This window comes from Streptomyces sp. NRRL S-87 (genome assembly GCF_000719335.1).
Classification (GTDB): domain Bacteria; phylum Actinomycetota; class Actinomycetes; order Streptomycetales; family Streptomycetaceae; genus Streptomyces.
Window position 1 is genome coordinate 23,890 of the sequence record NZ_JOGB01000024.1, and the last position, 18,612, is coordinate 42,501.

Here is an 18,612-nt window from a genome sequence, read left to right on the forward strand (position 1 = left end):
TGTTCCTCCCCCGTCCGCCCCCCGGTTCTCCCTTCCGTCCCTTCCATCCCTTCCGCCCCTTCCCCCTCCCGATCTCCTCCCGATCCCGCCCCGATGGAGGCCCGCAATGTCCCAACCCGCGCCGGTGACCATGTCGGCGACCCTCGCCGCCGACGAGGAGCTGGAGCGCCGGCGCCGTGCCGGGGAGCGGGTCCTGTCGCTCGCGAGCGGCGAGATCGGGCTGCCGGTGCTGCCGGAGCTGCGGACCCGGCTCGCCGCGGCGGCCGACCGCAACGCGTACGGCCCCGTCGCCGGCAGCCCGGAGCTGCGGGCGGCCGCGGCCGGCTACTGGGGGCGGCGCGGCCTGCCCGTCGACCCCTCCCTCGTGGTGTGCGGGCCGGGCACCAAGCCGCTGCTGTTCGCGCTGATGCTGGCGGTCGGCGGCGACGTGGTGGTCCCGGTGCCCAGCTGGGTCAGCTACGCGGCGCAGGCCGCGCTGGCCGGGGGCCGGGCGCTGCCGGTGCCGGTCCGGCCGGGCGAGGGCGGCGTACCGGACCCGGACCTGCTGCGGGCGGCGGTGGCGCGGGCCCGGGCGGCCGGTCGGCATCCGCGCAGCGTGGTGGTGACCCTGCCCGACAACCCCACCGGCACCGTCGCCGGGCCCGGCACCGTGCAGCGGCTGGCCGAGGCGGCGCGGGAGCTGAACCTGCTCGTGATCTCCGACGAGATCTACTGCGACCTGGCCTTCGACCCGGCGGACCGGGCGGTCTCCCCCGCCGTGTTCGCGCCCGAGCGGACCGTGGTGACCACCGGGCTGACCAAGAACCTGGGCCTGGGCGGCTGGCGCATGGGAGTGGCCCGGCTCCCCGACAGCCCGCTCGGCCGCGAGACCCGCACCCGGCTGACCGGGATCGCCAGCCAGGTGTGGTCGAGCACCGCGGCGCCGGTCCAGGCGGCCGCCGCGTACGCGTTCGGCGAGCCGCCCGAGGTGGTGGAGCGGGTGGCCGCCTCGGTACGGCTGCACGCGGCGGTGGCCCGGGCGGTGGCCGAGCGGTTCACGGCCGTCGGCGCGCTCCTCGCCCCGGTCGTGGCGACCTGCTACCTCTACCCCGACTTCGAGCCGCTGCGCGAGCGGCTGGCCCGGGTCCACGGGGTGCACTGCGGCGGGCAGCTCGCCGCTCTGTTCGCCGAGCGGTACGGGGTGGGGCTGCTGCCCGGCAGCGCCTTCGGCGAGGCGTCGGAGTCGCTGCGCGTCCGGGCCGCAACCAGCCGGCTGTACGGCGACACGGAGGCCGAGCGGACCGCCGCGCTGGCTGCGCCCGACCCGCTCGCCCTGCCCTGGATCAGGGCGTCCGTGGAGCGCGTCGGCGAGGTGCTGGCCGACCTCAGGGCCGCCCCGTAGGCGCGCCTCCCGACCCCTGCGCGCCCTGCGCCGCGTCCGCAGGTCCTCAGATCTTCACGTCCCCCCTTTCGTCCCCGACCCAGGAGGTCCGGCCCGTGTCCACCATCCTCTTCGAATGCGAGTACCGGGGCCGCCGGTACGCCGGCCTCGGCATGCCGGTCCCCGGTGAGACCACGACCCTGTACGCCGTGTCCGACGGGCAGCTGCGCGCCGCACTGGTCGCCGGCCAGGGGCCCGAGGCGCTGGCCGCCGCGGTCACCGCCGTCACCGAGACGGTCACCGTGACGGCGGGCGACCCCGAGCTGCGGTTCCTGCCGCCGCTGCTGCCCACGGAGACGAACGACGCGCTGCTGACGGGCTTCATGGGCACGCACCGCTCCAAGTTCCCGGAGCCGCCGGCGCCGGACGAGGAGTTCAACGCCCCGAACTGGCTCATCAAGGGCTTCGGCTCCTGGCTGCGCGTACGGGGCGAGGAGCTGACCGTGCCCGCGCAGGCCGTGGCGCTGCTGGAGGAGCCGGAGGTGGCCCTCGTGTTCGTCAACGACGAGGAAGGCTACCCCCGCTACGCCGGCTACTCCTTCGGCAACGACCTCAACGACATCGGGCTGCACCAGCGGAACCCGTGGGGCTGGACGCCGTACGCGAAGCTGTGCGACACGTCCATGACGCCGTGGCTGTTCCTCGGGGAGCCGCCGCGGACGGTCACCGGGACGATCACCATCGAGCGCGACGGGGAGCCGGCCTGGCGGGGCGACTTCTCGTGCGGCGGGGACGCCGTCTTCCACCGGGTGGCGGACATGGTGAACAACCTGTTCTCCTACCCGGCGATGCGCCGGCCCGGCCTGGTGAACTACCTGCTGCTGGGCTCCGACAAGGCCAGCTGGCACGCCGGGTACCGGATCGCCGACGGCGACCGGATCGTGATCGACGTGGCGAGCCACGGGGTCGAGCTGGCCAACACCGTGCGGTTCGCCGAGCCGCTCGGGGACGTGATCGGGCCGGTGGCGGTGCCGGAGCCGGCCTCTGTCTGAGTCAGGAGGCGGCCGGCTGCCGCTGCGCCTCGCGGACGGCGTCGAGGTAGCCGGAGATGGCGTCCCGGTTGCGCACGAGGCACGCGATGCGCTCGTTCATCCGGTCGCGCTCGCGCTCCAGCGCGTCGACCGTCTCCTGCGCGGCGCCGGAGATCCGGATCTCGCGGGGCCGGTCGAGGCAGGGCAGCACCTGCCGGATGACCCGGGTCGGCAGACCGGCGTCGAGCAGGCCGCGCACCTGCAGGACCCGGTCCACGCAGTCCTCGTCGTACTCGCGGTAGCCGTTCAGGGAGCGGGCGGCCCGGACGAGCCCCTGCTCCTCGTAGTAGCGCAGCAACCGGCGGGACGTACCGGTGCGTTCGGACAGCTCCCCGATGCGCATGTGACCCACTCCACACCAGAAGGTCTCTCTGAAGGTCTTGACCTTCACACTTATGTAAGGGTTTGAGCATACAGGCCATGACGACTTCACAGGAAACACTGACTGCCCCCTCCCCCAGGGGAGTTGACGACCGAAAGCTCCCCATGTCGCCGCTGCTGGCGCTGGCCACCGCGGCCTTCATGGGGATCCTCACCGAGGCGCTGCCCGCCGGCGTGCTGCCCGAGATGGCCCGCGACCTCTCGGTCAGCGAGTCCGCGACCGGGCAGATGCTGACCATCTACGCCATCGCCACCGGCCTGTCGGCGATCCCCGTGTCCGTCGCCACGGCCGGGTGGCGGCGGCGCAAGCTGCTGCTGGTCTCCGTACTGGCGTTCGCCGTGGCCAACCTGGTCACGGCCGTCTCCTCCAACTACGCGCTGACCATGGTGTTCCGCCTGGTGGCCGGTGTGGCCGCGGCGGTGGTGTGGGCCGAGCTCGTCGGGTACGCCCGCCGGCTGGCGCCGCCCCACCTGGTGGGCCGGGCCATCGCGATCACCATGGCGGGCATCCCGCTCGCACTCGCACTGGGCATCCCCGTGGGCACGTTCCTCGGCAAGCTGCTCGGCTGGCGGCTGACCTTCGGCCTGGTCACCGCGGTGTCCGTGGCCCTGATCTTCTGGATCCTGGCATCGGTGCCCGACGCGCCGGGCCAGGAGGCCGGCAAGCGCGAGCCGATCCTGAAGGCGCTGCGGCTGCCGGGCGTGGTGGCCGTGCTGTTCGTCGTCGCGGCGTACGTCCTGGCCCACAACATCCTCTACACGTACATCGCCACGTTCCTCGACGAGTACGAACTCGGCGGCCAGCGCGACATCATCCTGCTGGTCTTCGGCGTCGCCTCGATGGTGAGCATCTTCATCACCGGTGCCCTCGTGGACCGCAAGCTGCGGTCCCTGACCATCGGCAGCACCGCCCTGTTCATCGTGGCGGCCGGCCTGCTGTGGGCGATGGCCGACAACGCGGTGGTGGTGTACGCGGCGATGATCCTGTGGGGTCTGGGCTGGGGCGGCGTGGCGACGCTGCTGCAGACCGCCGTGACCGACGCGGGCGGCGACCGCGGCCAGGCCCTGCTGGTGACCACGTGGAACTCCTTCATGGCCGGCGGTGGCGCGGTGGGCGGCATCCTGCTCGACCGGTTGGGCCCGACGTCGTTCCCGTGGAGCGTGCTGGCGCTGCTGGCTCCGGTGCTGCTGGTCGTGGTCGGGGCGCGGGCGCACGCCTTCCCGGCCAAGCGGCCGGCGACGGGCTGAGGCCCGCTGCCCGTACCGCTCGAAGCGGCCCCCGGATGCCGGGGGCCGCTTCGCGTGCGTTCGGGGGGAGACGGGGACGGAGGGGGCCGGGAGGGGGCGGGGCCGGTGGGGCCGCCGCCATTCAGCCGCGGCCCATCCGGTAGCCGACGCCGCGGACGGTGATGATCCACGTGGGGGAGCCGAGCTTGGCCCGCAGGCTGCTCACGTGCGTGTCGATGGTGCGGCTGGAGTCGGCCCAGCTGGTGTCCCACACCCGGGCCATGAGCTCCTTGCGGGACACCACGCCCTCGGGCCGGGAGGCGAGCAGGCACAGGAGCTCGAACTCCTTGCCGGTGAGGGCGACGGGCTCGCCGGCCAGCCGGACCTCGCGGGTCAGGACGTCGATGCGCAGCGGGTCGAGGCGGAGGAACCGGTGCGGCTGCGGGCGCGGCAGCGCCCGGCGCAGGACGGCCTCGATGCGGGCGGCCATCTCCCGGGCCCCGCAGGAGGTGACGACGCAGTCGTCGGCCCCGGCCTGGAGGGCGAGGACCCGGTCCATCTCGGTGTCGTGGGGCGTGACGGAGATGATCGGCTTGTTTCCGGTCTCCCTGATGGAGCGGCAGACCTCCAGACCGTCGATGTCGGGGAGGTCGAGGCCGAGCAGGACCAGGTCCGACTGCTCGTGCGAGCGGAGCGCCTTCGCGCCGGTGTCGACGCTGCGGGCGGCGTAGCCCTGCCGGCGCAGCTCGCGGACCCTGCTCTGGGCCGCGGTGTCGTCGTCCTCGACGACGAGGACGCGGGCACCTAATTGAGTCATTGCTCTCCCCCTTGTGCGCCAGTCGGTGCGAGGTGCGCGCGAGCGCGCCCCGAGCATGACTAAATAATAGTGTCTCTTTTTTTTTAACCGCCACCCGGTGGGGGCGGAACCTCCGCACCGGGGGCCCGCCGAGCCGCCGGCCGCACCGCGCCGCAGGGAAGGAACATGGGGATGCAAGAGAGGGCCGCCCGGACGCGCCGGACCCTGGTCGAGGCCGCTGCCTGCGAGTTCGACCGCCACGGGTACGCCGGCTCGTCCCTGACGCGCATCGCGCGGACCGCCGGGATCTCCACGGGCGCCGTGACCTTCCACTTCCCGAACAAGGAGGAACTCGCCGAGGTGGTGCGCGCGCAGGGGCACGCGGCCACGCTGGCCGCGGTGGCCCGCGTACGGGCGTGCCAGGAGGACCCGCTGCGGTCCGTGGTCGCCCTGACGCTGACCCTGGCCCGGCTGCTGGAGGACGAGGTCTCCGTGCGCGCGGCGGCCCGGCTGACGCGGGAACAGCCCGGCTGCGGGCCGCGGTGGACCGGGGCGTGGGTACCGGTGGTGCGCGAGCGGCTGCGGCGGCTGGACGGGGGTCCGGAGGGCGGCGACGGGGCCACCCTGACCGCGCTGGCCGTGCACCTGGTCGCCGGGGTGGAGTGCGACGCCCGCAGCGGGGCCGGCCGCCCGGAGGTCCCGGAGGGACGGCCCGCCGCGCGGCTGGCCCGGATCTGGGACCTGGTGCTGCGCGGGTACGCCCGGGCGTGACCCGCGCGCCGGCGTCCGGTCAGACGGCGCTGCACCCGCCGTCCACGGGGATCGCCCCGCCGGTGACGAACGACGAGTGGTCGCAGAGCAGCCAGGCCGCCGCACGGGCCACCTCCACGGGGTCGGCGAGACGCGGCTGCACGGCCCGGGCGGTGGCCGCCTGCTCCAGCACCGGCAGCTCCCGGATCGCGTCCTCCATCAGCTCGGTGCGGGTGGCGCCCACCATCAGCGCGTTGACGCGGATGCCGCGCCGCCCGTACTCGGCCGCCGCGGCCCGGGTCAGACCGAGGACGGCGTGCTTGGCGGCGACGTACGGGGCGCTGGCCCCGGTCGCGAACGAGCCGGCGGTGCTGGAGGTGTTGACGATCGCGCCGCCCGCCTCCTGGCCGAGCATGACCGGGATCTGCTGCTTCAGGCAGTTCCAGACACCCCGGACGTTGACGTCCATGGTCCGGTCGAAGACGGCGTCGTCCAGCTCGTGCAGTTCCGTGCCGATGGAGCCCCAACCGGCGTTGTTGAACGCCCCGTCCAGACTCCCGAACGCCTCCACCGCGCGGGCCACGGCGCGCTCGACGTCCGCCGGGGCGGTGACGTCCCCGGCCACCGCCTCGGCCCGGCCGCCGGCGGCCCGTATCCCGGCCGCGAGGTCGTCCAGCAGCTCCTTGCGGCGGGCCATCAGCACCACCGCCGCGCCTTCGGCGGCGAACAGCCGTGCGGCCGCCGCGCCGATCCCGCTGGAGGCCCCGGTGACCATGACGGTCCTGTCGCGCAGCATGCCCTGGCCGTGCTCCATCGTGTGTCCTTCCCCGTCGGCGTACCCGACTCAGATGCGAACAGGAGTTCCCGGGCGACACCGTACCGGGGCACCCTGACGGTGCCTCAGGCGCAGTCGGCCCGGGGCACGCGCCCGCGGTCCTCCCCGAGTTCGATCCTCTTGACGGCACTGGGCACGGCGACGGCCTGCAGCAGGCAGCCCCAGATCTCCTCGACCCGCTGCGGCAGGTCCAGGTGCCCCGACTCGACGTAGGAATGCATCTGCGCGCCGGTGCAGGCGTTCACGACGAGGCGGGCGAGCTGGCCGACGTCGGTGCCGGCGCGCAGCTCGCGCCGGGTCTGCGCCGCGCGCAGGTCCTCGAGGATGATCTCGGTCCACTGCTGGTGCGAGTTCTCCTCGGCCGGCGTGAACTGCTCCTGCTCCCACACCAACCGCGCCCCGGCGCGCAGCACGGGGTTGTCGAGGAGCTGGTACGCCCAGGCGAGCGTGACGTCGACGGCGTGCTGGAGGCCGCGCGAGGCGTGCGGCGGGACGACGAGTTCGGGCTGCGCGGCGACGATGTGGCGGGCCAGCTCCTCCTTGTTGCGGAAGTGGAAGTACACCGCCCCCAGGGTCACGCCGGCCCGGTCGGCGACCTTCATGACGCTGGTGCCGGCGAAGCCGTTCTCCGCGAAGACCTCCGCCGCTGCCTGGATCACTGCGGCACGCGTCCGCTCGGCCCGTTCCTGTTTCACAGCCCGCACGGCCATGTGTCACACCCCGCTCTTCAAGACGAGTCTTCACCAAAAGAAAAATGTTCTTTATTTTATGCCTGGGGATGAGCCATCGGCAGGCACATCACCAGCTTCGGCACGACTTCAGCACACGGCCGGCACGTCGATCACCCGTGCTCGGCCCGTCTTCGGCACGTGATCAGGCACGACTCAAGCACGAACCCGGCACCACCCGGCACGCACCGCAGGTTTGCGTGACCGGATCCGCACGCTCTTACAGGGGGATCGTCTTCATGTCAGCAAGCGCACGCACGAGAACGACGAGCACGCCGAACGCGGTAGGCCGCCCGGAACGGACGGGCACGGCGGGCGGGGCCCGGACCGGTTCCGCCGTCGCCGCCGACGCGGCGGGCGGGGGGTTACCCCGTCCAGGAGTCGAGTCGCTGGTGCGCAAGTCGCGCCGGCACGAGGCCCTGGTCTCCGGGTGGAGCGAGGTGTCGGACACCACGCGGCGCGTGACGGTCCGCTGGCCGCGCGACCACCCGTTCTACACCGTCGACGGGCGCTACAGCCCGCTGCTGTTCACCGAGAGCCTGCGCCAGGCACTGGCGCTCCTGACCCACAGCATCCACCACGTCCCGCTCGGCCACCGGCTCGGCTGGGAGCACATCCACTCCACGGTCGACCCCGCCACCCTCGTGATCGACCCGGACCCCGGGACCGGAACCGGAACCGGAACCGGAACCGCCAGGGGCGCCGGTACCGGAACCCGGAGCAGCCCCCACGAGGACACGGTCACCCTCCTCGTCACCGACCTCTCCGTCCGCCGCCGCCGGATGGGCTCGGTCCACCTCGCCTCGCGCATCCACGCCTGGCGCGCCGGACGCCCCGTCGGCACCGCCGAGTTGGCGTACAGCACCCACCCGCCCGCGGTCTACGACCGGCTGCGCGGCCCGTACGCCCACGCCGGCCAGGCCTTCGCCCGGGCCCTGCCGCTGACGCCGCCGGTGGCGGCCCACCGGGTCGGCCGCAGCCACGACCGCGACGTCGTGCTCTCCCCCACGGACACCCCGCACCGGTGGCAGCTGCGCGTCGACGTCTCGCACGGCGTCCTCTTCGACCACCCGCACGACCACGTACCGGGGATGGTGCTCCTGGAGGCCGCCGTCCAGGCCGCCCACGCCTGCGCGGACGGCCCGGTGGTGGCCGTGGCGCTCGAGACGGAGTTCCACCGGTACGTCGAGTTCGACCGGCCCTGCCTGCTGGTGGCCGAGCCCGCCATGCCCGACACGGCGGGCCGCGCCCGCGTCCGCGTCTGCGCCACGCAGGAAGGCCGCCCGGTCTTCTCGGCAACGGTCTCCACGCTCCCCGTCCACTCCTGACCCGGTCCGCCCTCCCCTGTAGGCCGGGACGCCGGGACCCGCACGGGCCCCGCGCCCCGGCCGGCCGGACCGACAAGGAGAGTTGCACAAATCCAGCTGCGCAAATCATCTTGTGCATCTACCCTACGGAGGTGACCACCGACGAACAGCACCCGCAGACACCACCGATGACGGACCCTCAGGTCCTACGCGCGATGACGCACCCGGTACGGCTGCGCCTGTACGAACTCCTCGTGGCGGAGGGCCCGGCCACCGCGGCGCGGCTGTCGCGGTACGTGCCCGTCGCGCCCGGGTCCCTCAGCTACCACCTGCGCACGCTCGCCGCCTGCGGGTTCGTGTTGGAGGCCGAGGGGCCCGGCACGGACGGGCGCGAGCGCTGGTGGCGGGCCGTACCGGGCGGCATGCGGTTCTCGTCCGCGGACTTCGCCGGCAGCCCCGGCGGGCGCGAGGCCCTGGCCGCGGCCCAGCGCGTCCTGGCCGAGCGCCGCGCGGCGCGGCTGCGCGAGTGGGAGGCCGGCGGCCCCGCCCGGTGGGGCGAGGACTGGGCGGACGCGGCGGTCTCGTACGACGGCCTGCTGCGGCTGACTCCGGACGAGCTGCGGGAGTTCGGCACGGAACTCGACGCCCTGCTGGAGCGCTGGGGCGACCGGACCCGAGCCCGCGCCGCGGCCGGCACCACGCCCGAGCCGGACACCGAACAGGTCTTCGTCATCGCCCAGGCCTTCCCCTTCGAGGGCGGTACGGAAGGGTGAGCGCCCGCCGCGAGCGGGGGCCCCGCTTACCCGCTCCCGCCCGCTTCCTCTGCGGGCTGGGGCTCTCGCACGCCGGGGACCAGATGTGGTTCGTCGCCCTCGGCTGGGCCGCCGCCCGGTTGGAGTCGCCCCTGCGGACCACGGCGGTGATGGCCTGCGCGTCGGTTCCGCGGGCGGTACTGCTCCTCGTGGGCGGCACCCTGGCCGACCACTACGGTCCACTGCGCGTGGTCCGCGTCAGCCAACTGCTGCGCACCGCCGTCATGGCGGCCGCCGCCCTCGGCCTGTGGCTCGCCGGCGGGGCACCGCTCGCCCTGCTCGCGGCGACGGCCGTGGCGTTCGGCGTACTGGACGCCGCACACGTCCCGGCGACCTCGGCCGCACCGACCCGCCTGGTGCCCCGCGCGGAACTGCCCCGGGCCCAGGGTGCCGTCCAAGCGGTGCAGCGCACGGCCGGCGTCCTCGGCGCCCCTGCGGGCGGCGCGGTCACCGCCTTCGCCGGCCCCGCCGCGGCGACCGCACTCGTCGCCGCGCTCTTCGCCTCGGCCCTGACCCTGCTCTGGCACGTCCGCGACCGGCCCGTGGCCCCGGTTCTGGCCCCAGCTCCGACCCCGACCCCGGCCCCGCCTCCGGCTCCGGCTCCGGCTCCCGACCCGACCCCGGCCCCAGCTCCGGCCCCGGCCCCGGCTCCCGACCCAACCCCGACCCCGGCCCCGCCTCCGGCTCCGGCTCCCGACCCGACCCCGGCCCCGGCTCCCGACCCGACCCCGGCCCCGGCTCCCGACCCGACCCCGGCCCCGGCTCCCGCCCCGACTCCGTTCCCGACTCCAGCTCCAGCTCCAGCTCCAGGACAGCGACGGCACGAATCGCAGCCCCCGCAGGCCGCCCCGTGGTGTGCGGGGGAGGCGCTTGACGGGGTATGGCAGGCTGGTCCGGAGGCAGGCCCGGGCCGAGGGTGGCCGAAGGCCAGGGCGAAGCCCCAAAGCCCTCGGGGTGGGCCTGCCGCAGGGCCTGCAGGCACCAGCACCAGCACCAGCACCAGCACCAGCACCAGCACCAGCACCAGCACCCACCCTCCCAGCACCCACTCCAGCACCCACCCTCCCAGCACCCACCCCAGCACCCACCCCAACGCCCGCACCGCCGAAGACCCGCCGAGCAGCGGACGACTCCGGCTGGCAGGCGGTCGCCGCAGGAATCCGGTACGCGGTGCGCGAGCCGGTGGTCGGCCGAGTGCTGGTGCTGGTGGCGGTGCTGAATCTGGCGCTGGCCGCCCCGCTCAACGTCGGTCTGGCCCTGCTGTCCGCCGAGCGGGGCTGGGGCCCCGCGGGGTACTCGGTCACGGTGTCGGCGTTCGCGGCGGGCGCGGTGGCGGGCGCGCTGTTCTCCGTACGGCGCGGCGGGCGCCCGCCGACGGCCGCCGCCGGACTCGCCTGGGTGGCGGCGGGCGGGGCGTGCCTGGCCCTGTGTCCGCTCGCCCCGTCGCTCGTACCGGTGCTGGCCCTGACCGCGGCGCTGGGGTTCACCACCGGGCCCGCGACCGCCCTGCTCCTCGGCCTCGTGCAGGCCCGCACCCACGAGCACTACACCGGTCGCGTGTCGGCCCTCGCCGGCTTCGCCTCCCTCGGACTCGCGCCCGTCTCCTACGCCGCCTTCGGCGCCTTGGCCGGCGCGATCGGCCTGACCCCGGCCTTCGAGGCCTGCACCGCCGCCACCCTCACGACCGCAGCCCTGACCTGCACGAACCGGTCCGTCCGCACCGCAGCTGTGGCAGGAGGTACCTCAGTCGGAGGGGGCCACGGCGTCGTCCGGCGGGAGGTCGGGGACGTCGGAGGGGGCCGCGGCGTCGTCCGGCGGGAGGTGGGGGACGTCGGCGCGGAAGAGGCTGAGGAGCAGTCCGTAGGCCTGGCCGTGGCCGGGGTCTGCGGGGTGGGGTTCCGCGGCAAGTGCGCGCAGGCGCAGGTCCAGTGCCCGTGCCTGGTCCTCGGTGAGCCAGAGGTGGCGCAGTGAGGTGTGCGAGATCTGGTCGGGCGCGTTCGGCAGCATCTCGCCGAGCGCGGCGTTGATGAGGAACTCGGGGCCGACCGCCGCACCCCGGTCCAGTTTGAAGCTCTTGCCGGCCAGGGCGAAGTACTGCTCGGTGCCGCCGCGCACCTGACGGGTCTCCGTGAGCCGCACCAGTCCGGCTTCGCGCAGGACGCGTACGTGGTAGCCGATGGTGCCCTTGCTCATCCCCAGTGCCTCGGCGAGCTGGCGCAGTGTCGCCGGGCGCTGGCGCAGCACGTTGACCATGCGTTGGCGCATGGGGTGCCCCAGGGCCTTGAACTGCTCCGGCGAGCTCAGGACGAGGTGGCCCTCTTCGTCACGGCGCTGCTCGTCCTGGTCGGCGTCGCGTGCGGGCGTGGGTGGCTGTTCTTCTCCCATGCGTTGAAGTGTCCACGAACTTAAACGCTTTTGACAACTCCGGCCCGGTGCGCCAGAATCCTGCACCAGGAAGTGGCGAAGATTCTCGCCACTTAACGAGTGAGACTTCAGGAGTCCAATTGCCCCTCGCCACCGCCCGCGTCGCCACCACCCGCTCCGCGCGCCACATCAAGCAGCTCGTCTCGCACATGGGCCACAAGGTCACCACCACCCTCGGCCCCGACGGCCGCGGCACGATCACCGTCGCCTCCGGCACCTGCACGCTCATGCCCACCCCGGACACGCTGGAACTGACGGCCGCCGCGGTCGACGCCGAGGCGCTGGGCCGGGTCCAGGACGTCATCACCCGCCACCTGGTGCGCTTCGCCACCCAGGAACAGCTCACCGTCGACTGGTCGGCCCCGATCGACGGCGGCGACCTGGAGCCCCTCGCCCCCGCCGTCAGCGACTACCTGTTCAGCCAGCACACCCCGGCCGACGAGGTCCTCGGCGGGCTGGCCGCCGCCACCCGCGACGCCGTGGGCGAGGCCGCGCACATGCAGGTCTCCTCCGACGAAGGCGCGCTGCTCACCATGCTGACCCGGTTGACCGGCGCCCGTTTCGCGGTCGAGGTCGGCGTCTTCACCGGCTACTCGTCCCTCTGCATCGCCCGCGGCCTGAGCGACGGCGGCCGCCTGCTCGCCTGCGACATCAGCGAGGAGTGGGCCGCGATCGGCCGCCCGTACTGGCAGAAGGCCGGCGTCGCCGACCGGATCGACCTGCGCATCGCCCCCGCGCTGGAGACGCTCCGCGCGCTCGACGAGGAGCCGGTCATCGACATCGCGTTCGTCGACGCCGACAAGCCGGCCTACCCGGCGTACTACGAGGAGATCGTGCGCCGACTGCGCCCCGGCGGCCTGGTGGTGCTGGACAACGTCTTCCTCGGCGGCCGCGTCCTCGACCCCGCCTACCAGGACGAGCGCTACGTGGCCATGCGCCGCCTCAACGACCTGATCACCACCGACGACCGGGTGGACTCGGTCATGCTCCCCGTCCGCGACGGGGTCACCATCGCCCGCCGCCGCTGACACGGCGGCCGACCGCCCACTCGGCCTCGAAGCCGAGGAAGCTGGGCCGTGTTGCGCGGACGCGTCGGAGAAAGTTGACATGTCGGAGTTCTCCGACGCATAGTCGGGGTATGGCAGGAGTGGACGTGTTCAGTGCGCTGGCCAATCCGGCGCGGCGCAAGCTGCTGGAGGCCCTGCGGGACGGACCGCGCGCGGCGGGGGACCTCGCCGGCGAGTTCGAGCTGAGCAGGCCCGCGGTGTCCGAGCACCTGGCGGTGCTCAAGAAGGCCGCCCTCGTACGGGAAGAGCCGCGCGGGCGCCACCGCTACTACCACCTCGAAGCGGCACCGCTCGCCGAAGTCGGCGCATGGCTGCACCCCTTCGAGCACTACTGGCGGGCCCGGATGGGCGCGCTGCGCGACCTGTTGGACGAGGAGAACCCGTGAGCACCGCCCCCGACCCGAACCGCCCCGACACCATCCACTGCGACCAGTTCATCGCGCACCCGCCCGCCGAGGTGTGGCGCGCGCTGACCGAGCCCGAGCTGCACGCCAAGTGGTGGGCCGCGGGCGACGTGCGGCCCGTCGTGGGCCACCGCTTCACGCTGGACATGGGGCCCTGGGGCCGGCAGGCGTGCGAGGTGCTGGCCGTCGAGCCGGAGCGGCTGCTGCGCTACTCCTTCGCCCCCGGCTCGCTGGACACCACGATCACGTGGCGGCTGGAGGCGGAGGGGTCCGGCACCCGCCTGTTCCTGGAGCACACGGGCTTCGACCTGGACTCCCCCCTCGGCAAGGCCGCCTTCGAGGGCATGGGCGACGGCTGGCCGAAGCTCCTCAGCCGCATCGAGCACGCCCTCACGGACTGAGAGGACCAACGGGCCCTCGGACTTCGGACTTCGGGCCTCGGACTTCGGGCCTCGGGCCTCGGGCCTCGGGCCTCGGGCCTCGGGCCTCGGGCCTCGGGCCTCGGGCCTCGGGCCTCGGGCCTCGGGCCTCGGGCCTCGAATTCTGAACCAGGGTGAATCCTTCCGTGCCCGCCGTGCCTCTCATGGGCGTGCGGACGAACGTGTCCGCCCCGCACCCCACCTGGGAGGAACCCATGACCACCGCCGTCATCGTCGCCGCGGCCGCCGTGCTGCTGTGCGCGTGCACCGTCACGCTGCTGCGCCGCCGGAAGCGTCAGCGTGGCTGACCACCGCTGGCCCGGCGCGGTCCTGGTCGACGCGGCGCAGCGCGGCGACGTCGAGGCGCTCACCGCGCTGGTGTACGGCTCGTACCCGCACGTGCGCCGGTTCGCGCACTCGCTGTGCGCCACGCCCCAGGACGCCGAGGACGCCGCCCAGGAGGCGCTGATCATCCTCTACCGCAAGATCGGCATGCTGCGCGCCTCCGGGGCCCTGGCGTCGTGGATGTTCCGGATCGTCCGCAACGAGTGCCTGCGCCGCACCCGCTCCCTGGTCCACCCGCTCCACCCCCTCCCGGCGGACGGGCCCGGTCCGCTCGGCGCGGCGGGCGGCTCCGACGCGCTCGGCGGCACCGCGAGGTCCGCCGAGGAGGACGCCCTGCTGCGCCTGGAGGCCGAGCGCGTCGCCGCGGCCGTCGCCGCCCTGCCGGACGACCAGCGGCAGGTACTGGTCATGCGGGACGTCCAGGGACTGCCCGGCCGCACCGTCGCCGACCGGCTCGGGCTGACCACCGCCGCCATGAAGTCCCGCCTCCACCGCGCCCGTTCGGCAGTGCGCGAGGCACTGCGCGACGCACCGGCCGCCACGACCGGAACGAAGGGAACGAAGGGAACGAAGGGAACTGACGATGGCTCCTGACCAACCGGCCAAGACGGCCCGCGGCGGCTTCGCCAGCAGCTCCGTCCCGCGCCATCTGGCCCGTGGGGGCCTCGGGTTCGGCGCGCTCGTCGGGTCCCTGGCCCTGCTGCCGCTCGTCGGCCCGGTGAGCCTGCTGCTCGCGCCGGTCGGTCTGTTCGCGCTACGCGGCTGCCCCATGTGCTGGGCGATCGGCCTCGTGGAGACCGTCACGGCCGGGCGGCTGCGGCGGTCCTGCACCGGCCCGGACGGCAGGTGCGAGCTGACCCGCGCGGGGCCCCGGGTGACCTCGCCCTGACCGGGCGGGCGGCACGGCGCAGCACGACACGGCACGGCGGGCGCGCGACCGGTTGCGGTCGCGCGCCCGCGGTGTGCTCCGGGCCGTGCCGTGCGGTGTGCCGTACGAGCACGGGGTCGGGGTGGGCTCGCTTCGCGGGGCCGTCCCGTGGTGTGTGGGTCCCCTCGGCGCTTGACAGGGGCGGCCTGCAGGCCTCCCCCAGCTACCGCTGGGAGGTGGACCAGCCTGCCACCCCTGTCAAGCGCCTCCCCCACACACCACAGGACGGCCGACTCCCGCGAATCCGTCGGGCCGCGGCACACCGCCCGCCGTCAGGGTCGGGCGTAGGGGACCGTCATGATCTCCATGTTGTGGCCGTCGGGGTCGAGGAAGTACGCGCCGCGGCCGCCGAAGAGGGTGTTGGGGCGGCCCGGGTCGGTGTGGGCGGGGTCGGAGTAGTAGGTGACGCCGAGGAACTCCAGGCGGGAGATCGCGGCGTCGAAGCGGTCCTCCGGGAGCAGGAACGCGTAGTGCTGCGACTGGATCGGCTCGTCGGTCTTCTCGTAGTAGTCGAGCGTGACGCCGTTACCGAGGTCCACGGGCAGGAAAGGGCCGAACGGGGCGGCCACCGTCAGGCCCAGGACCGCGGCGATGAACTCGGCGGACAGGCGGCGGTCGGTCGCGTACACGGCCGTGTGGTTCAACTGGACGGCGGTCGCGGCTGCCGTGGCGGCAGCGGTGGCGGTGGTGGGGGCCGTGGTGGGGGCGTGCGGGGGCTGCTGGGAATGGGGCATGTCGTGTGGCTCCGGTCTCGGATCGCTGGGTGGGGCGCCGCGGAGGGGCGCCGGGTGCGAGGACGCGGAGGGGAGGGCGGGGCTCGGGCCCGCCCCGGAGTCACGCCGAGGCCGGGAACCCGTCTCGTGTGTGGCCCATGGCCGACCCGGCTGTCACGCGGACGAGTTTAACGATCAAGGACGGACCGGGCAACGCCACCGGCCCGCACACGGGTTCGGCGCCAGTACGACACGGCGAGGGCGACCGTGAGGGGGCCCCAGAAGAACTGGGGGAAGTACAGCAGGCCCACGACGAGGTGACCGGTGCGGGTCATGTCGGCGTGCGGGAAGGTCCACCACCAGGGGAGGCCGGCCCACAGGAACGTCAGGACGAGCCCGCCCAGGAGCGCCGGCAGGGCCGCGGCCAGGGGGTGGGCGCGCCGGATCATGCCGTCATCGTGGCCGGGACCCCCGCGTCGGTGCGTCCGGCTGGACGGTGGTCCCGGCGGTACGGGCTCCCCCGTGCGGGGGAGCCCGTACGCCCCTCCGGGAGGAGCGCCGACGCCGGACCGTCACGCCACCGCCGCGAGGCCCCCGGGCCGGGCCCGGGCCGGCCGGGCCCGGGCGGTGCGCGGCGGCCAGGGGATCAGGGCGGGCGGCCGCAGTTCGTGCGAGACGAAGGCCGTCATCGCCCAGGGGGCGTCCTGGCGGGTCGGCTCCAGCCGCGTGTGCCCGTACCAGGGGTCGGGGCCGTGGCCGTCGATGCCGTGCAGGAACACGGAGCCGTCGGCGGGGAAGGTCAGGCCGACGTCCCCGGCCCCCTCCGTCAGGCCCCGGCCGGTGGCCTTGACCGCCGCCTCCAGGAGGGTCCACGCGTGGAAGAAGGTCTCCGGCGAGGCGGTGCGCGGCATGGCCGGGTAGACGAAGGCCAGGACGTCGAGGTTGGTGGTCTCGGGGCGGACGAGTTCGACGTCCACCCCGATGGGTCCGCTCTCGGTGGCGCCCAGCAGCAGCAGGCCGTCGGAGCGGGACCAGCTGATGTGGGTGCCGGGGTGGTCGGGCAGGTGGGGTTTGCCCGCGGGGTCGTAGTGGATGCGCAGGCCGTGCGGGTCGGTGCCGAGGCGGTCGGCGAGCAGCCGGCGGACGGCGAGCCGGGCCCGGAAGAACCGGTGCGCGGCCCGGGCGTGCACGAACTCGGCGCCGCGGCGCAGTTCGTCCTCGGTGAGGCCCTCGGGATAGTTCGCGGTGATGTCGGTGGGGGCTGTGCGGTCGAGGTCGACCAGCCAGGCGTCCATGGGGCGCCGTCCTTTCCTACAGGGTGAACGCCCTGGTGGCGGAGCGGGAGGGGTCGCCGGGGCGCAGGTGGAGCGTGCCGGCGGCGGGGTGCAGGACGGCTGCGGCGACGGTGCGTTCGGCGCGGATGTCGCCGCGGTCGGGTACACAGATCGGCGGCCGGGACAACAGGGCGAAGTGGTCGCCCGGGACCGCGTCGGAGGGCAGCTCCGCCAGGCCCTCGGTGGCGGCCTTGAGGCGGCGCAGCGAGGAGTTGCGGGCGAAGACGTTGAGTTCGTCGCGCGGGGCGAAGTCGGGGTGGAGGAAGTGGTTGGTGTGGACGGCCGTCCTGGCGGCGGCAGCGCCGTTCCGCGGCCCGGTCGCCTCCGTCACCCGCAGCTCGCCGCCGAGGAGTTCGACGTACAGCGCCCGCTCCGCGTCGCACAGCATGAGCGAGCGGGAGCTGGCCAGCGGCAGGCCGGCCAGGACCTCCAGGGCCTCGGTGACGCTGCCGGCGGTGTCGAGGAGGTGCCGGATGGCGAGGTACGGGGGGACGCCCGGGCGCCAGTCGCCGCCGAGGACGAGGTTGAGGCCGACGGCCAGCCCGTCGCTGTTGACGCCCAGGTAGCCGAGGAGGCCGGCGAAGCTGAGCACCAGGGAGCGCCGGGGCGAGCCGGCCGGGGCCAGCCGCAGCACGCTGATGTGGTCGTCCAGGTCGCCGTTGAGGTCGACGGTCTGGGCGAGGACGGGCGCGCCGGTGCCGATGCGCGCGTACGTCGTGCAGTCCCCGGCCGTCGGGATCTTGGAGTAGCCCATGATCTCGCGGCGCAGCTGGAGCAGCCACGCCTCTTCCTCGGTGAGGCGGGCGCCGGCGGCGAGGCCGGCCACCTCCTCGGCGAGGGCCGGCAGGGCGGCCGTGACCGCCGTGCGGTACGCGGCGATCCGCGGCCGCAGCGCCTCGTACGTGAACGGGGTGGCGGTCAGGTGGTTCAGCCGGGCGAGGCCGTCGTCGAGGAAGCCGCGCAGCGGGGCGGCGAGCGCCTCGCCGTGCGCGCGGCCGAGTTCGTACGGGCTGCCGGCGGCGTCGATGAAGGTGACCGGGTCCGTGGCCGGGTCCACGCCCGCGGGGTCGGCGTCCGCCCCCACGACGGCCGCGACCGGGGCCGCGGCGGGCGCGGACGGACCCGCGACCGGGTCGGGCCCGCCCGCGGCGGCGCCGGCCGCCGCGGGGGTCACCTGTGCGGTGTCGGTCATGCGTGCGCCACGGCCTGCTTCGGGCCCCGGGCGAGGGCGGCCCGGACCTCGGGCCATTCGGCGCGCAGGACGCTGTAGAAGACCGCGTCGCGGCGGCGGCCGCCCGGCATGTAGTTGAAGGAGCGCAGGGTGCCCTCCTCGGTGGCGCCGATGTTGCGCAGCCCCTTGCGAGTCGCGGCCGAGCCAGGACCAGCCGATCTCCAGGCGGCGGTCGGCCTCGGCGAGGTTGCCGTAGCTCATGCTGCCGGCGATGCGGCCGGTGGCCTTGTCGACGATGGTGTGGACGACGCGGCGGCCGGCCGCGTGGTCGGCGAGGTTGGTGGCGAAGAAGGTCTCGAAGTCGGCGTCGGTCTCGACGGCGGCGACGAAGTAGCGCCAGATGTCGGGGTCCATGGCGACGGCGCGGATGCCCTCGCGGTCGGCCTCGGTGACGGGGCGGACGACGACGTGCTCGTTCTCGAGGCGGGCGGCGGCGTGGGTGGTCCAGGAGGCGGTCATG

At 74.4% G+C, this 18,612-nt stretch carries 22 protein-coding genes; 13 read left to right on the top strand and 9 right to left on the bottom strand.

All coding sequences use genetic code 11. The annotated features are described in order from the left end of the window. The first annotated feature begins 106 nt into the window (after window positions 1-106). Both IF43_RS0117180 and IF43_RS0117185 read left to right on the top strand, forming a co-directional pair. A complete protein-coding gene (locus tag IF43_RS0117180) occupies window positions 107-1,381 on the top strand; it encodes a pyridoxal phosphate-dependent aminotransferase (RefSeq protein ID WP_030200873.1) in 1,275 nt (424 codons plus the stop codon). A 95-nt stretch (window positions 1,382-1,476) separates the two neighbouring features. Next, the gene (locus IF43_RS0117185) at window positions 1,477-2,412 is read left to right on the top strand and encodes a fumarylacetoacetate (FAA) hydrolase (RefSeq protein WP_051795511.1); all 936 of its coding nucleotides are present in this window, start codon (window positions 1,477-1,479) and stop codon (window positions 2,410-2,412) included. 1 nt (window position 2,413) lies between these two features. Here the strand turns inward: IF43_RS0117185 and IF43_RS0117190 are convergent, their stop codons facing one another. Continuing rightward, complete coding sequence (locus IF43_RS0117190) at window positions 2,414-2,794, bottom strand: MerR family transcriptional regulator (protein WP_030200877.1); 381 nt, start codon at window positions 2,792-2,794, stop codon at window positions 2,414-2,416. 77 nt (window positions 2,795-2,871) lie between these two features. On the opposite strand from IF43_RS0117190, the gene IF43_RS0117195 reads away from it, so the two are divergent. Next, window positions 2,872-4,080, top strand: coding sequence for an MFS transporter (locus IF43_RS0117195; protein ID WP_030200881.1), 1,209 nt, complete (start codon window positions 2,872-2,874; stop codon window positions 4,078-4,080). A gap of 121 nt (window positions 4,081-4,201) precedes the next feature. Here IF43_RS0117195 and IF43_RS0117200 read toward each other — a convergent pair whose 3' ends face one another. Then, window positions 4,202-4,876, bottom strand: a complete 675-nt coding sequence (locus IF43_RS0117200; protein ID WP_030200883.1) for a response regulator transcription factor — start codon at window positions 4,874-4,876, stop codon at window positions 4,202-4,204. A 171-nt stretch (window positions 4,877-5,047) separates the two neighbouring features. Between IF43_RS0117200 and IF43_RS0117205 the strand changes: the two genes are divergently transcribed. Further along, window positions 5,048-5,626 (top strand): TetR/AcrR family transcriptional regulator, encoded by a 579-nt coding sequence (locus tag IF43_RS0117205; RefSeq protein WP_051795513.1) that lies wholly within the window; start codon window positions 5,048-5,050, stop codon window positions 5,624-5,626. A gap of 19 nt (window positions 5,627-5,645) precedes the next feature. Here IF43_RS0117205 and IF43_RS0117210 read toward each other — a convergent pair whose 3' ends face one another. Both IF43_RS0117210 and IF43_RS0117215 read right to left on the bottom strand, forming a co-directional pair. Beyond that, on the bottom strand, window positions 5,646-6,380 hold the full coding sequence (locus IF43_RS0117210; RefSeq protein ID WP_051795560.1) for an SDR family NAD(P)-dependent oxidoreductase: 735 nt from the start codon (window positions 6,378-6,380) through the stop codon (window positions 5,646-5,648). Between the two features lie 125 nt (window positions 6,381-6,505). After that, complete coding sequence (locus tag IF43_RS0117215; protein WP_030200892.1) at window positions 6,506-7,150, bottom strand: ScbR family autoregulator-binding transcription factor; 645 nt, start codon at window positions 7,148-7,150, stop codon at window positions 6,506-6,508. 410 nt (window positions 7,151-7,560) lie between these two features. On the opposite strand from IF43_RS0117215, the gene IF43_RS36530 reads away from it, so the two are divergent. From IF43_RS36530 to IF43_RS43885, 3 genes are all read left to right on the top strand, one after another. Continuing rightward, a complete protein-coding gene (locus tag IF43_RS36530) occupies window positions 7,561-8,496 on the top strand; it encodes a ScbA/BarX family gamma-butyrolactone biosynthesis protein (protein WP_158939373.1) in 936 nt (311 codons plus the stop codon). Window positions 8,497-8,627: 131 nt separating this feature from the next. Beyond that, window positions 8,628-9,248: a winged helix-turn-helix domain-containing protein gene (locus IF43_RS0117225; protein WP_158939375.1), complete on the top strand. Its 621-nt coding sequence runs from the start codon at window positions 8,628-8,630 to the stop codon at window positions 9,246-9,248. Further along, the gene (locus IF43_RS43885) at window positions 9,245-11,137 is read left to right on the top strand and encodes an MFS transporter (RefSeq protein ID WP_369405188.1); all 1,893 of its coding nucleotides are present in this window, start codon (window positions 9,245-9,247) and stop codon (window positions 11,135-11,137) included. The genes IF43_RS0117225 and IF43_RS43885 overlap by 4 nt, the downstream gene beginning before the upstream one ends. On the opposite strand, the gene IF43_RS39535 is transcribed toward IF43_RS43885, so the two are convergent. After that, window positions 11,031-11,672 (bottom strand): transcriptional regulator, encoded by a 642-nt coding sequence (locus IF43_RS39535; protein WP_078910226.1) that lies wholly within the window; start codon window positions 11,670-11,672, stop codon window positions 11,031-11,033. The genes IF43_RS43885 and IF43_RS39535 overlap by 107 nt on opposite strands. A 119-nt stretch (window positions 11,673-11,791) precedes the next feature. Between IF43_RS39535 and IF43_RS39540 the strand changes: the two genes are divergently transcribed. The 6 genes from IF43_RS39540 to IF43_RS0117265 all read left to right on the top strand — a co-directional run bounded on the left by IF43_RS39540 (window position 11,792) and on the right by IF43_RS0117265 (window position 14,835). Further along, entirely contained in the window at window positions 11,792-12,739 is a 948-nt protein-coding gene (locus IF43_RS39540) for a DUF2218 domain-containing protein (protein WP_158939377.1), read from the top strand. 110 nt (window positions 12,740-12,849) lie between these two features. Further along, window positions 12,850-13,164 (top strand): helix-turn-helix transcriptional regulator, encoded by a 315-nt coding sequence (locus IF43_RS0117245; RefSeq protein ID WP_030200906.1) that lies wholly within the window; start codon window positions 12,850-12,852, stop codon window positions 13,162-13,164. Further along, entirely contained in the window at window positions 13,161-13,583 is a 423-nt protein-coding gene (locus IF43_RS0117250) for an SRPBCC domain-containing protein (RefSeq protein WP_234332224.1), read from the top strand. Before IF43_RS0117245 ends, IF43_RS0117250 begins: the two co-directional genes overlap by 4 nt. A 164-nt stretch (window positions 13,584-13,747) precedes the next feature. Next, on the top strand, window positions 13,748-13,909 hold the full coding sequence (locus IF43_RS41665) for a hypothetical protein (RefSeq protein ID WP_158939379.1): 162 nt from the start codon (window positions 13,748-13,750) through the stop codon (window positions 13,907-13,909). Then, window positions 13,902-14,540, top strand: a complete 639-nt coding sequence (locus tag IF43_RS0117260; protein ID WP_051795520.1) for an RNA polymerase sigma factor — start codon at window positions 13,902-13,904, stop codon at window positions 14,538-14,540. Before IF43_RS41665 ends, IF43_RS0117260 begins: the two co-directional genes overlap by 8 nt. Then, entirely contained in the window at window positions 14,530-14,835 is a 306-nt protein-coding gene (locus IF43_RS0117265; protein ID WP_037888922.1) for a hypothetical protein, read from the top strand. Before IF43_RS0117260 ends, IF43_RS0117265 begins: the two co-directional genes overlap by 11 nt. Window positions 14,836-15,146: 311 nt before the next feature. On the opposite strand, the gene IF43_RS0117270 is transcribed toward IF43_RS0117265, so the two are convergent. From IF43_RS0117270 to IF43_RS43715, 4 genes are all read right to left on the bottom strand, one after another. After that, window positions 15,147-15,608, bottom strand: coding sequence for a VOC family protein (locus IF43_RS0117270; RefSeq protein ID WP_107048513.1), 462 nt, complete (start codon window positions 15,606-15,608; stop codon window positions 15,147-15,149). Between the two features lie 167 nt (window positions 15,609-15,775). Continuing rightward, a complete protein-coding gene (locus tag IF43_RS0117275; RefSeq protein WP_051795523.1) occupies window positions 15,776-16,036 on the bottom strand; it encodes a hypothetical protein in 261 nt (86 codons plus the stop codon). A 123-nt stretch (window positions 16,037-16,159) separates the two neighbouring features. Then, window positions 16,160-16,882 (bottom strand): 4'-phosphopantetheinyl transferase superfamily protein, encoded by a 723-nt coding sequence (locus IF43_RS41670; protein ID WP_051795526.1) that lies wholly within the window; start codon window positions 16,880-16,882, stop codon window positions 16,160-16,162. Between the two features lie 16 nt (window positions 16,883-16,898). Beyond that, window positions 16,899-18,611, bottom strand: a complete 1,713-nt coding sequence (locus IF43_RS43715) for a C45 family autoproteolytic acyltransferase/hydolase (RefSeq protein WP_324605115.1) — start codon at window positions 18,609-18,611, stop codon at window positions 16,899-16,901. Between the last annotated feature and the right edge of the window lies 1 nt (window position 18,612).